Annotated in this window: 8 protein-coding genes; 7 read left to right on the top strand and 1 reads right to left on the bottom strand. The window is 52.0% G+C overall.

Going from position 1 to position 14,254, the window contains the following annotated elements; all coding sequences use genetic code 11:
• Positions 1 to 5: 5 nt before the first annotated feature.
• Positions 6 to 1,169: a Gfo/Idh/MocA family protein gene (locus HF324_RS03785; protein WP_168809678.1), complete on the bottom strand. Its 1,164-nt coding sequence runs from the start codon at positions 1,167 to 1,169 to the stop codon at positions 6 to 8.
• A 476-nt stretch (positions 1,170 to 1,645) separates the two neighbouring features.
• Between HF324_RS03785 and HF324_RS03790 the strand changes: the two genes are divergently transcribed.
• The 7 genes from HF324_RS03790 (at position 1,646) to secA (ending at position 14,194) form a co-directional block, all read left to right on the top strand.
• Positions 1,646 to 2,245 (top strand): RNA polymerase sigma-70 factor, encoded by a 600-nt coding sequence (locus HF324_RS03790; protein WP_168809680.1) that lies wholly within the window; start codon positions 1,646 to 1,648, stop codon positions 2,243 to 2,245.
• A 90-nt stretch (positions 2,246 to 2,335) separates the two neighbouring features.
• Positions 2,336 to 3,325 carry a FecR family protein gene (locus HF324_RS03795; protein ID WP_168861932.1) on the top strand — a complete coding sequence of 330 codons (990 nt, stop codon included), beginning with the start codon at positions 2,336 to 2,338 and terminating at the stop codon, positions 3,323 to 3,325.
• Positions 3,326 to 3,385: 60 nt separating this feature from the next.
• A complete protein-coding gene (locus tag HF324_RS03800) occupies positions 3,386 to 6,781 on the top strand; it encodes a SusC/RagA family TonB-linked outer membrane protein (protein WP_168861933.1) in 3,396 nt (1,131 codons plus the stop codon).
• Positions 6,782 to 6,799: 18 nt separating this feature from the next.
• The gene (locus HF324_RS03805) at positions 6,800 to 8,233 is read left to right on the top strand and encodes a RagB/SusD family nutrient uptake outer membrane protein (RefSeq protein WP_168861934.1); all 1,434 of its coding nucleotides are present in this window, start codon (positions 6,800 to 6,802) and stop codon (positions 8,231 to 8,233) included.
• A 15-nt stretch (positions 8,234 to 8,248) separates the two neighbouring features.
• The gene (locus tag HF324_RS03810) at positions 8,249 to 9,016 is read left to right on the top strand and encodes a DUF4843 domain-containing protein (RefSeq protein WP_168861935.1); all 768 of its coding nucleotides are present in this window, start codon (positions 8,249 to 8,251) and stop codon (positions 9,014 to 9,016) included.
• A gap of 11 nt (positions 9,017 to 9,027) precedes the next feature.
• Positions 9,028 to 10,536: a PKD-like family lipoprotein gene (locus HF324_RS03815; protein ID WP_168861936.1), complete on the top strand. Its 1,509-nt coding sequence runs from the start codon at positions 9,028 to 9,030 to the stop codon at positions 10,534 to 10,536.
• A gap of 340 nt (positions 10,537 to 10,876) precedes the next feature.
• Positions 10,877 to 14,194, top strand: coding sequence for a preprotein translocase subunit SecA (secA, locus tag HF324_RS03820; protein ID WP_168809692.1), 3,318 nt, complete (start codon positions 10,877 to 10,879; stop codon positions 14,192 to 14,194).
• The last annotated feature ends 60 nt before the right edge of the window (positions 14,195 to 14,254 follow it).

Consider the following 14,254-nt stretch of genomic DNA (forward strand, 5'->3'; position numbering starts at 1 on the left):
GTATATTAAATTTCGAAATTTGTCCATTTGGCGTCGCTTTGTGAGGAGCGGACCACGTTGTCGATGAACGCCATGCCACGCACGCCGTCTGCCACGCCGGGGAAGTCGAGTGACTCCGGCGCCGGTTGTACGCCGTCGATCTTCGCGGCGAGGGTCTGCGCGAAGTTGCGGTACAGGTTACCAAAAGCTTCGAGGTATCCTTCCGGATGGCCGCCCGGGGTGCGGGTGTTATGGGTCATATAGCTGGACTGGAAGGAATATCCGCCGCCGGCGCGATAGATTTCCGTGGGTTTGTCGAGCCATTTCACCAGCAGGGTGTTAGGTTCATGTTGTGCCCATTCGAGGCCGCCTTTTTCTCCGTAAATGCGGATTTTCAGCGCGTTTTCCTCGCCGGCAGCTACCTGGGAGGCCATCAGCACGCCGGCAGCGCCGTTATCGAAGCGCAGCAGCACGGCGCCGTCGTCGTCGAGGGCACGGCCGGGGACCATGATGTTCAGGTCAGCGCACAGTTTTTCGATCTTAGCGCCGCTGATATATTCTGCCAGGTTGGCGGCGTGGGTACCGATATCGCCCATGGCGCCTGCCTTACCGGATTTTTTGGGATCTGTTCTCCAGGCTGCCTGTGCATTGCCTTCCCGCTCACTCAGTTTGCTGAGCCATCCCTGGGGGTATTCCACCCATACTTTGCGGATTTTACCGAGTGCGCCGTCTTTCACCATCTGGCGCGCCTGTTTTACCATAGGGTAACCGGTGTAGGTGTGGGTGAGCAGCAGGGTGAGGCCGGTGGCTTCTACCTTGGCCTGTAATTGTTTGGCTTCTTCCAGGGAGAAAGTGATCGGTTTTTCGATCACCACGTTGAAGCCCAGGTCCAGCGCCATCATGGCTGGTTCAAAGTGAGCGAAGTTAGGGGTGACGATGGTCACGAAATCGAGACGCTTGTCGGCCGGCATGGCGGCTTCTTTCTGCAGCATGGTCTTAAAATCGAGGTAAGTGCGTTCCGGATCGAGGAACAGCATTTTACCGGATTCCACGGCTACTTCATTGTTGATGCTGAGCGCACCGGCTACCAGCTCTATCAGGCCATCCATATTGGCCGCAATACGGTGAATGGCGCCGATAAAGGCATCCTTTCCACCGCCGATCATTCCCATTCTTAACTTACGGTTCATCTTCAAAATATTGTTTAGGTTCTTGTTTTTAGTTTAAAATCGCGTTGCGCCTGGGCTGTGCCGGATCAAAAGGCAAGATAACAGCTACAGACAATATTCCGGTACCGTCCATAACATTTAATCTGCGTGCATGTTTCCCGGAACAGGTATTAGCGGGGGATATAACAACCGGCCGTAGTGGCGGTTATCGTCGCATTCCCGGCAATTCACTGGTCGGAGTGGAAAACGGCAGCGCTCCGGAAGAGAGCCCTGACATTACAATCACGGTCAAACAGCGCTCAGGCTGTATCTGGTTTGTCATAACGTGGAAATTTATAAATTAAGAATAACGGCTTTAAAGCCATTAAATTTATAAAAAGTATTTGCATATTTTCATTTTTTGACCGGTAGAACGCCATTTTTTTTGAAAATTTCCTTTTCGCCCGGTAATGGGTTATCTTAGCTCCCACTTATGCCTTTCTGACGTTTACTTTTTTATGATTAGCGGGTTATACAGCCAAGAGGTGTTGCAGGGCTTGCAGGCCAGAGACCGTGCGGTATTTGCCCGGGTATACGAACATTTTTACCCCCTTCTTTTTGCCACCGCCCGGAAATACCTGGGGGAGCGGGAGCAGGCCGAGGAAGTGGTCCAGGACGTTTTTCTCCGCCTGTGGGAAAAAGACTTCGCCCTGGAACACGCCGCTGCGCTTAAAAGCTACCTTTTCCGTGCTGTTATCAACCAGTGTATCAACCATCTGCAGCGTCACCGGCTGCTGGAAAGCCACCACGACACCATCCGGCATTTACAGGAAGAAAGTTACCTCTGTACTTTCCTGGAAGAACAGGAACTGCGGGAACGGATACACTACGCCGTGGAACGTTTGCCCGAACAATGCCGCCGTATCTTCAAACTAAGCCGCTACTCCGGGCTGAAGAACGCGGAAATAGCCCACGAACTGCAGCTGTCTGTAAAAACGGTGGAGAACCAGATGACCATCGCACTGCGGCAACTCAAAGCGGCCCTGCTCGACCCGCCGGAGAAAAACATACCGGCTGCCGACCGGTTAAAGCTGCTGCTGTGGCTCCTCTCAATTTAAAAATATCAAAATATCAAAATTTCTAAATTTCTCTTAGGGGTAGGCTTTGGCTGATTTGTCTCAGCTTAAAGCGCATCCTTTTTTCGTAAGATGACCAAACCAACCGATCACTATTCTTTTATCCTTTCGTGCCTGCAATCGCCGGAGGATGAAGCATTACAGGCACAACTGGCATCCTGGCTCGCGGCGGATGCCGCGCACCGGGAGCTGTACAGGCAGGTACGCCTGCTGTGGGAGCAGTCGCCCCATGCGGCTTTTTTCGAGGAGGCAGATGCGCCGGCCGCTACAGCCCGGTTCCTGCAGTTGCTGGACCAGACGAAGGTTGCCGCCCCGGTAGTGCCGCTCACCCCTGCGCGCCGCCGCTGGTGGCCCGCTGCCGCTGCCGTATTGCTGATGGCCGTCGCCATCGCATGGTGGCAGTATTCCCGTCATCGCGTACAGTGGATCGCCAAAACAACCACCGGTCAGCCGGATTCCGTACTGCTGGCAGACGGCTCTAAAATCTACCTGAATAAACACGCCTCGGTAAAATATCCGGCCGCTTTCACCGGAAAGGAAAGAGCCGTGCAGCTGATAGCGGGGGAAGCGTTTTTCGACATTGCCACTAATCCTCTGCATCCCTTTACCGTAGTGAGCGGCCCGGCACAGATCCATGTGCTGGGCACCTCCTTCAACGTGAAGGCTGCCAACACCACCATACAGGTATATGTACTGTCCGGCAGCGTAGCCGTAGCCCATCAGCAGCATTCCCTCCGTTTGCAGGCCGGCCAGGGCGCCTCCTGCAACACCCGCACCGGGGAAATAAAAGCAGACTCCGCTGCGGGTAACAACCAGCTGGCATGGCGCACCCGGGAGCTGCAGTTTACAGATACCTCCCTGCAGGCCGTATGCGAAGCCCTGTCCAATGCCTACGGAGTCACCATGGTGCTCGATCCGGGCATCAGCAAAGAACGGAAGCTCAATGCCAATTTCAGCAACAAAACATTACCGGATATATTAGAAACACTGACTGCCTTATATGATTATCAATTTGAACAACTGAACGACACGATCTATGTGCACTTGCCCGTAAAGAGATAGCGCATAAGTACCATTATTACCAACCAAAATGCTTTAGCCAGAAGCTAAAATGCCTTAGCCATGAGTAAAAATTACCTACGGTGCATCGCCCGTTGCGGGATTCGTATGTACCGCCCCCTGGCAATGGCTGCCATCCTCCTGTCGGCCATGCCGGCAGGAGCGCAGGACACTTCCCCGCTGAACCGGAAAGTAACTGTGAAAGCCAATAACCAACCTATCGCTGTTGTACTGTCAGAAATCGAAAAACAAACCCATCTGAACTTTGTGTACGACGGCAGCCAGATCAACAGGGCCCGGGCTGTTACCATCCGGGTCAGCGGCGCCGTGCTGAAAAATGTATTGCACGACATCTTTCATGATGACGTACAATACACCGTTGTGGGTAACCAGGTGATCGTGAAAAGCGCGCCTGACCGTGCAACAGCCGCAGCGGTGATGGCCCGCCAGGAACAGGACAGGAGCGTCCGCATCCGGGGCTCCGTGTCCCTGCGCGACAGCAAAGGTAACCTGCAACAGATACCAGGTGTTACCGTCCGGGTAAAAGGGAAATCGCAGGGCACCCATACTGATGCCGCCGGGAAATTTGACATCGCTGCCAACGCCGGCGATGTGCTGGTAGTCAGCTTCGTTGGTTATAAAACCGTGGAAATGCCTGTAAAAGGCGCTTCCAATATTGTTCTCGATGAAGACGCGTCAAAAATCAAGGAAGTAGTGGTAACGGGCATCTATGAACGAACCAAAGAGAGTTTTACCGGTTCTGCTTCTACCTATACCGCCAAAGACCTGAAACAGATAGGTAACCAGAACATCGTCCAGAGCCTTCGTTCGCTCGATCCCGCCTTTACTGTATTCGAAAATAACCTGATGGGCTCCAATCCCAACGTGATGCCCAACCTGGAGATACGCGGCAAAACCAGCGTGCTGGGGCTGAAAGAGCAGTTTGGCACGGATCCTAACCAACCACTGTTTATCCTTGACGGTTTTGAAACCACTCTGCGTACCATCATAGACCTGGACATTAACCGCGTGGAGAGTGTCACCATCCTGAAAGACGCGGCGTCTACCGCCATCTATGGCTCCAAAGCGGCCAACGGCGTGATTGTGATAGAAACGAAGAAACCGAAACCCGGTGAGCTGCGGGTGTATTACACAACAGATAACAGCGTTACTGTCCCCGATCTGCATGATTACAACCTGATGAACGCCGAAGAAAAACTGGAGTTCGAACGGATCTCCGGAAGATTCCGGCTTAATGCAGGCTTTGAAACCAACCAGTCGAGACAGAAAGAGCTGGAAAAAGCATATAGCGAACGGCTGGCGGAAGTACGGCGGGGTGTAAATACCTACTGGCTCAGCGAGCCGTTGCGTACGGGTTTCACCACCGGACATTCGCTCTATGCAGAAGGCGGCGATAACCAGATGCGTTACAGTGTAGGGTTAAACTATAAAAAAATCAACGGCGTTATGAAAGGCTCCGGCAGAGACATCGGCGGCGCTAACATCAAGCTGGTGTACCGCAGGAAAAAACTGAGTTTTAATAACAACCTTTCACTTAACTTCTTCACCGCGAAAGAGTCACCGTATGGCTCCTTCCAGGATTTTGCACAGGCCAGCCCCTATTATCGCAAACGGGACGTAAACGGCAACCTGCAACCCTATCTCGAACAGCGCTCCAACACCGCTTCGATGGGCACTGATACCACCACCAATCCGCTGTGGAACGCTTCCCTCGGCAACAGGAACGTGACCCGCAATTTCTCGGTGGTCAATAATTTTATGGCAGAATGGGAACTTAACCGTGACTTTCGGGTGAGAGGCCGGCTGGGGATCACCAAAGAAGATGGCAAACAGGAAGTGTTCCTGGACGCCCGCCATACACAGTTCGCAGGAAAGGTGCCTACAGAGCGGGGAAGTTTTACCGGCTCTCAAACGTCCGTGTTCAACTACGACGGCGAGATCACCGGTATCTATGGTAAATTGATCAGCAACCGTCACCAGGTTAACGCGGTAGGCGGATGGAAATTCCAGCAATTCAGAAATACCGGTGACGGCTATACGGTAATAGGATTGCCTCCGGGCGTATCCTCTCCGGCTTTTGCTGCGGGCTATCCTGACGGCGGCAAATCCACTTCTTCCGAAGCGACCACCCGTAGCACCAGCGCCTACGTTAACGCCGGATATATGCTGGATGAGCGTTATATGGCTGATGTGAACTTCCGGCTGGACGGGTCCTCCGTGTTTGGTTCCAATCATTTCTTTACCACTTCCTGGTCTGTCGGGTTGTCGTGGAACCTGCATAAGGAGCCCATGCTGGAAGGGGTGAGCTGGATCAATTTCCTGAAGTTACGCGGTTCCGTTGGTACGCCCGGCAACCAGAACTTTTCTACCTACCAGTCGTTTACTACTTACCGTTATAATACCGCTGTTGTTAATGATTTTGGTATTGGAGCGATCATCGATGCCTTTGGCAACCCCGATCTTTTATGGCAGAAAACACTCGACAAAAACATCGGCGCCGATGTGGTGTTGCTGAACAGCCGCCTGCGGTTGAACATCGATGTGTATAACCGCATTACCGACCCGCTGGTAGCACAAATCAGCCTGCCTTCTTCTGTGGGCACCACTACCTACATGACCAATCTCGGCAAACAGGTGGGCAACGGTTACAACTTCATGTTCAGCGTATCGCCCTGGTACCGGCCGCAGGAGCGGATCAACTGGAGCATTAATTTCTCCGCCAAACATGAAAATGCACATTACGATAATATGGGCAACAGCCTCGATGTGCTCAATAAACTGAACCGGTCCAAAAACCTGGAGCGTTATTATGATGGCGGTAGCCCTACAGCCATCTGGGCCGTACGTTCCGCCGGCATCGATCCCGGTACCGGAAAAGAGGTGCTGATTAAAAAGGATGGCGCTCTTACGTTCAATTATGATGCTGATGATGAAGTGGTGGTAGGCGACAGTCGTCCGAAACTGGAAGGTATAGCAGGCACCAACTTCAGCTATAAAGGTTTTACCGTGGGCGTTTACCTCCGTTACCGCATGGGTGCTGACGTGTTTAATGAGGCGCTGTACGATAAGGTGGAGAACATCAATTCTACGGATATCCTGCTGAACCAGGACCGCCGCGCCCTGTATGACCGCTGGAAGAAGCCCGGTGATATTGCCAGGTTCAGGGCCATTTCCATGACCACCAATGACAATGCGATAGCCGCCAATATACCGCCGATGACTTCCCGTTTTGTACAGCGTGAAAATGTGATTGCCGGAGAGTCCATCAATGCAGGATATGAATTTACCGGCGGCATGGTAAGGCGCTGGCGCATGTCTTATCTGCGGTTGACCGCCTATATGAACGACATCTTCCGCTTGTCAGCCATCAAGCGTGAGCGTGGTATCGATTATCCATTTGCCAACACGGTTTCTTTCTCTGTAAGTGCCGGGTTTTAATGACTAAATGAAAGAAAAATGAAAAAGCGTATACTCTTCAGTGTAATTATACTGGTGATCGTTACAGGCGCCTCCTGTAAAAAATGGCTGGATGTGAAGCCCCGCGACAAGGTCATTGAAAATACGTTGCTGGAAAGTGAGACCGGTTTTCTGACAGCGCTCAACGGCGTGTATCTGGACATGACGGATGAAAGGGCCTATGGCGCGCAGATGACCATGCAGATGACGGAAGTATTGGCACAGCGGTATAATGTTGGCGGTGGCCATAAGCTATATGCCCTGGCGTCTTACCAATACACAGATCCGCTGGTGCAGTCCATGTTCGGTTACACCTGGGGCCGTATGTACAGGTCGGTGGCCAATATCAACAAAATCCTGTCGGTCATCGATCAAAAGAAAGAAGTATTCACGGGCAAACACCATTCGTGGGTAAAGGGAGAGGCGCTGGCGCTGCGCGCCCTGATCCATTTTGACCTGTTTCGTTTATTCGGTCCCGTATACCGGCAGGACTCCACAGCTATCAGTCTGCCTTATTACAGCGCTTTTACCACCAACTATGAAACTTATCTTAAGGGAAATGTATTCCTGGAGAAAGTACTCTCCGACCTGGATGCGGCTGAAGCCCTGCTGGCGGACGACCCGGTGCTCACCGGCGCCACCCTCCATGCCGGCGAAAGCAGTGAAGGCGTTGCCTGGAGTTATCGTAACCTGAGAATAAACTACTTCGCTGTAAGAGCGCTGAAGGCACGGGTGTGCCTGTACCGCGGGGATAAAGCCAGTGCCCTGAATTATGCGAAGCAGGTGCTCTCAGCAGCCGGCAGTATATTTCCTTTCGTGAAACTGAATGATATACAGGGAGATCCCCGTAACCCCAACCGCGTGTTTTCCAGCGAGCTGCTGTTTGCATTGCAGGACAGCCGGAGAAATGATAAATACAGAGCTTACTTTGACCCGTCGCTAAAGGATGGAGACATCCTCGCAGCGGCGCAGAACCGCCTGACTTCCGAATTTGAGAGCAATACGAATGATTACCGTTATGGAAATGTTTGGCTGATACCGGGATCTAATCAGAAGAACTACCGTTGTTTTTTCAAATATGCCGATGTGGAGGATACCGATTTCCGTTTCCGTAACCTGATACCTATGATACGGATGTCTGAAATGTGTTTCATTGCTGCGGAGTGTACGCCGCAGCCGGCAGAGGCGGTGGCTTATCTGAATATGGTGCGCAGCCACCGTGGTATCAGCGACCTGGCTGCCAGCGCCACTATAGCCACGGAACTGCTCAAGGACTATAAACGGGAGTTCTACGGTGAAGGGCAGATGTTTTTTTATTACAAGCGGAATGCTACCGCCAGCATTCCCGGAGGTACCGGCAGCAGCTCCGTTGCCATGGGAAAAGAAAAGTACGTGCTGCCTGTTCCGTTGGACGAATCCCGATTCAGAAACTAATCCAATGTATTTGTTATGATCAAGCTTCTTCGATACATCGCCGGTGCAGCAGCAGGGCTGCAGTTGCTGGCATCCTGCCGCAAAGCGGAGATACCTTTCTACGAAACAGATAACGATGTCTATTTCTCTGTGGTACGGGACTTTGTTACTTATGATACAACGATCGTCACATTTGCCTACACGCCGTTGACCCGGGATACCACCCTGTTGCTGAAAGTGGCTACGCTGGGCAAGCCGGTGAACAGGAAAAGGCATGTGCGCTATCGTGTTGTTGACACCAGCGCCAGCGCCGCCGCGCAGCATACTCATTTCGACCTGCCGGCCAGTCTGGTGGTGCCTCCGGACAGCGTTAGCTGCTATCTTCCGGTGGTGATGCACAAAACACCGGACATGTCTACACGAACTTTCACCATCACCCTGCAACTGGAGCCCAACGATGACTTTCACACGCGCCTGCAGGTATTGGTAAAGGACAAAGCCAATAACCGGTTCACGTCGCTGGTAAGACATGTAATTGTTGTGGATAATAAGCTGAATAAACCTGACAGGGGTTGGTATGACGATTTTTACGGTCCATTCAGCACCAAAAAGATGCTGCTGATGAGCAGCTTGCTGGAATTGTCCGTGCAGGAGCTGTATGGTAAAATCGCGAAGGCTGATCCCGGCGCCACCAATTTCTATGCTAATTACCTGAAAACATACCTGAAAGACATGGAAGCTGCCGGCACTCCTGTATTGGAAGACGATGGCACGCCGATGAAAATGGGTAAATACATGCAGTAAAAATGAAAAGGATGAAAACGAACTATATTCAGTTGTTATTGGGCGGATACCTTCTTAGCCTGTGTTTTACCGCCTGCTATAAAGACAGGGGCAACTATGACTACCATGAAATCAACGAGGTGTCCGGCATTAAAGGCATAAACGATAAATATGCTTTATTGTACGGAGATACATTGCGTATTGTGCCGGAGATACTATCTACAGAAGCCGGTACAGATACCGGCCGCTATACTTATCAGTGGGAAGCGTTGATAGAAGGGACGGCCCGGCTGGCCGACGACGCTCCTATTGTTGTCCTTGGCAGGGGCAGGGACCTGGTCTGCCCCGTGAAGCTGAGGCCTGCGCCTTATGATGTCTATCTCCGGGTAAAGGATAAACAGACCGGGGTGGAGTGGTTTAAAAAGTGTAAACTGACCGTGCAGTCAGCTGTTTACCAGGGATGGGTGGTGTTGTGTGATGTCGGGGGAGGCACCCGTATAGACATGGTGACCCGTCTGGGAGACGACGACAAGCTGATAACAGACGTATTGGCCTTTACCAATGCCGGTATGCCGGTGCGCCGCCAGCCGAAGCAGTTGTTGTTTGCTTACCGTCCTGCTGCCCACCAGTTTTACCTGCGTAGTGCGGAAGGACTGGAGCGCATTGATGGGGAGGCGCTGACCTGGAAGAGCACCTATAATATCCGGTATGAAATGATGTCGCCGGCCGGAGCTGATTTCGCCCCGGATTATTTTTATAACAACGCTTCGCTTCCCGGCGTGGATTATGTTATTGCGGGCAACCAGGTTTTTCACCGCAGCATGATGATGGGCGCCTCTGCTTTCGGCGCTCCGGTTAACTATGTCGACGAAGAGAAAACGCCTTTCAGACCGGCGCCTTTTGTGGCTTGCGGAATGGGCGGAGCGTTGCTGTATGACCAGGACCGCCAGCGTTTTGTGGCCCACGACCCGATGTTTGGGACCCGTTGCAGCAGCCTGAGAGACGGCAGCCTCTTTTCTTATAACACCGGCAGGGATATGGTGTATATGACCTATACCGGTTACAATTGGGGAGATGTTTATGCTATTCTGAAAGATAAAGCCGGTAAGTTCTACACGTATTGCATGAATGTTGGGGGTAGCGGCATCAAGCAGGTACATTATACAGAAATGACTGGTGCGCCGGAACTGGACAAGGCGACGGCTTTCTCCGTCAGCAACCAGTTGGGATATGTATTTTATGCCGCCGGCAGCCGGGTGTACGAATATGATGTTTTTACCAATAAAGCCTGGCTCATGGCCGATTTAGGCAGAGAACAGGTGAGCGTGCTGAAATGTCTGCTTTTCAATCCATACGGGAAAGAGTTTTATGTTAACCTGTCCAATTCCCTGGTAGTGGGCAGCTATGACCCGTCCCGGCCGGACACCGAAAACGGCGCTATCCGCGTTTACAGTGTTCCTGCCCGAAATGAACAATTGCAGCTTACCTGGAGCCATGCCGGCCTGGGTAAAATCGTGGACCTTGCCTACCGCGAGAGATAAAACCCTTTATGTGACGGATTTGCAGGGAGTTTTCCTATATCCTCCCTGTAAGTCCGTTATTCTCAATTATCGATGGAATTCCCGCCTAAATCCCTTCATTTCCCCGAATTTATTCCTAATTTTACCCTCCTTGATAAAGCGGCTACAACAAAACTGACAGCTTGGCAGCCCGGCTTTTCCAAGCATAATATTTGAGTAACTGGTATTCTCCGTCTATCCAACAACTTCGCCCGCAGCTTCCGTGCCACAGGCTGGTAGAAAGGAAAAACCAACTGACATAGCTTCAGGACGGGGAGATGTTACAGAAACTAAAATTGTAATTCGTAATTAAACATTCAACATGTTAGGTTTTTTAACAAAACTTTTTGGAGGGAATAAATCAGACAGAGACATTAAATCTGTCACTCCAATAGTGCAGCAGATCAACGATGAGTACGGAAAGCTGCAATCCCTGCCTATCGACGACCTGCGTCATAAAACCCGGGAGTTCCGCGAACGTATCGCTGCCCACCTGGCGGACATCGATAAAGAAATTGCTGAGAAAAAAGAAGCGGCAGAAGCCGTAGAAGATATAACCGAAAAAGATACTATCTATCAGGAAATCGACACCCTGAAAAAAGACCGCGACAAACAACTGGAAGTGGTGCTAAAAGCCATCCTGCCGGAAGCCTTTGCCGTAGTGAAAGAAACCGCCCGTCGTTTTTCCACCAATCCCACCCTTACTGTCGCCGCTACCGATATGGACCGCCAGCTGGCCGTTCAGAGAGATTATGTGACCATCGAAGGGGACAAGGCCACCTGGAAAAACAGCTGGAAAGCCGCCGGCAACGAAGTGACCTGGAACATGGTGCATTACGACGTACAGCTGATCGGCGGTACCGTACTGCATCAGGGTAAAATCGCCGAAATGGCTACCGGTGAAGGTAAAACACTGGTATCTACCCTCCCGGCCTATCTCAACGCCCTGGCCGGCGAAGGGGTGCACATCGTGACCGTGAACGACTACCTGGCACGCCGTGACTCCGAGTGGAACGGACCGCTGTTCGAATTCCTCGGCATCACAGTGGACTGTATCGATAAACACCAGCCTAACACCGCAGAACGCCGCAATGCCTACCTGGCAGACATCACCTACGGCACCAACAACGAATTCGGCTTCGACTACCTCCGTGATAACATGGTGCACAGCCCGGATGAAATGGTGCAGCGTAAACATCACTTCGCGATGGTGGATGAGGTGGACAGCGTATTGATCGACGATGCGCGTACCCCGCTCATCATCTCCGGTCCTATCCCCCGTGGAGAAGAACAGGAGTTCCATGCGCTGAAGCCACGTATCCAGTACCTGGTGGATATGCAGAAAAAAGCGGTGAACCAATACCTCCTGGAAGCCAAAAAGCTGATCGCTGAAGGTAAAGACGACCCCAAAACCGGTGGTCTGGCCCTGATGCGCGCCTGGAGAGGTTTGCCGAAAAACAGTGCGCTGATCAAATACCTCAGCGAACCCGGTGTCAAAGTATTATTACAGAAAGCTGAAAACTACTACCTGGCAGACCAGCAACGGGAGATGCCAAAAGTAGACGAAGGCCTGTTCTTCGCGATAGAAGAAAAACATAACAGCGTAGACCTGACGGAAAAAGGCATCGGCCTGATCACACAGGGCGGTGAAGATCCTAACTTCTTCGTAATGCCGGACGTAGGTTCCGAACTGGCGGAGATTGAAAAAATGGCAGTTACGCCGGAAGAAAAACTGCAGCGCAAAGACGCTATGCTGGCAGACTACGCCCAGAAGTCAGACCGTATCCACTCCGTTCAGCAGCTGCTGAAAGCGTATACCCTGTTTGACAAAGACGTGGAATACGTGGTAATGGACGGCAAAGTAAAGATCGTAGACGAACAAACCGGCCGTATTCTCGATGGCCGCCGTTATTCCGACGGTCTGCACCAGGCGATCGAAGCGAAAGAAAATGTGAAAGTGGAAGCCGCCACCCAGACCTTCGCTACCATCACCCTGCAGAACTACTTCCGTATGTATCACAAGCTGGCCGGTATGACGGGTACGGCTTCTACAGAAGCAGGTGAGTTCTGGGAAATCTACAAACTGGATGTGGTAACCATCCCCACCAACCTGCCTATCTCCCGCGGAGACGCAGAAGACCTGGTATACAAAACCAAAAGAGACAAGTATAAAGCCGTTATCGACGAAATCAAGCAGATGCAGTCAAAAGGCCGCCCGGTACTGGTAGGTACTACCTCCGTGGAAGTGTCCGAATTGCTGAGCAAAATGCTGACTTTCGAAAAAGTGCCGCACAACGTACTGAACGCCAAACAGCACGCCCGTGAAGCCCAGATCGTGGCTGAAGCAGGTCTGGCCGGCGCAGTGACCATCGCCACCAACATGGCCGGCCGCGGTACCGACATCAAACTGGGCCCCGGCGTAAAAGAAGCGGGCGGCCTGGCCATCATCGGTACGGAAAGACACGAAAGCCGCCGTGTGGACAGACAGCTGCGTGGTCGTGCCGGTCGTCAGGGCGACCCGGGATCTTCCCAGTTCTTCGTATCCCTCGAAGATGACCTGATGCGTATGTTCGGCTCCGACCGTATCGCAGGCCTGATGGACCGCATGGGTTATAAAGAAGGAGAAGTGATCCAGCACAGCATGATCACCCGCTCCATCGAAAGAGCCCAGAAAAAAGTAGAAGAAAATAACTTCGGCATCCGTAAACGACTGCTCGAATACGATGACGTAATGAATAAACAGCGTACCGTTATCTATGCCAAACGTAACCACGCCCTGTTCGGCGAACGCCTGGCCATCGATATCGACAACGCATTCTTCGACGTGTCCGAAAACATGGTGATCACCCACAAAGAAAGCGGCGACTACGAAGCTTTCAAAATGGACGCTATCATCAACTTCGGCATCGACGCCAGCATCACACAGGAAGAACTGACCCGTACAGACGTGCCTACCCTGGCCTCCAAACTGTACCATCAGGCGCTGGAAAACTACCACCGCAAAGTGCAGGACATCACCTCCAACACCCTGCCGGTGATCGAACGTATCTACCACGAACAGGGACACCACATCGAGAATATCTCCATTCCGTTTACCGACGGCAAAAAAGGGATCAACGTACTGGCCAACCTGAAAAAAGTAGTAGACACCAAAGGCCACGAAACCATGAACGCACTGGAACGCAGCATCACCCTGGCCCTCATCGACGAGGCCTGGAAAGAACACCTGCGTGCCATGGATGAACTGAAACAATCTGTTCAGGGAGCCGTGTACGAACAAAAAGATCCGCTGCTGATCTATAAACTGGAAGCCTTCAAGCTGTTTAAACAGATGGACGGCGAAACCAGCCGCGATATCGTGTCCTTCCTCTGCAAATGCGGTATCCCCGTAAGCCAGGACCAAGGCCCGCAGGATGAACAAATCCGCGAAGGCCATGAAGAGAAAACTGACATGAGCCGCATGCGCGCTTCCCATGAAGATATCGTGGAACAACACAACGGACATCAGACAGCACCGGAATATGAAATGCCGGAAGAAAAACAGGAGCCGGTAAGAGTAGGTCCCAAAGTAGGCCGCAACGACCTGTGCCCCTGCGGTAGTGGCAAGAAATTTAAAAACTGCCACGGTAAAGACCTGTAGTCAATTACGAATTACGAATTACGAATTCGGGGTTCGTGCGGAATATTGGCGGATTATGGA

The sequence above is a fragment of the Chitinophaga oryzae genome (assembly GCF_012516375.2).
Classification (GTDB): Bacteria; Bacteroidota; Bacteroidia; order Chitinophagales; family Chitinophagaceae; genus Chitinophaga; species Chitinophaga oryzae.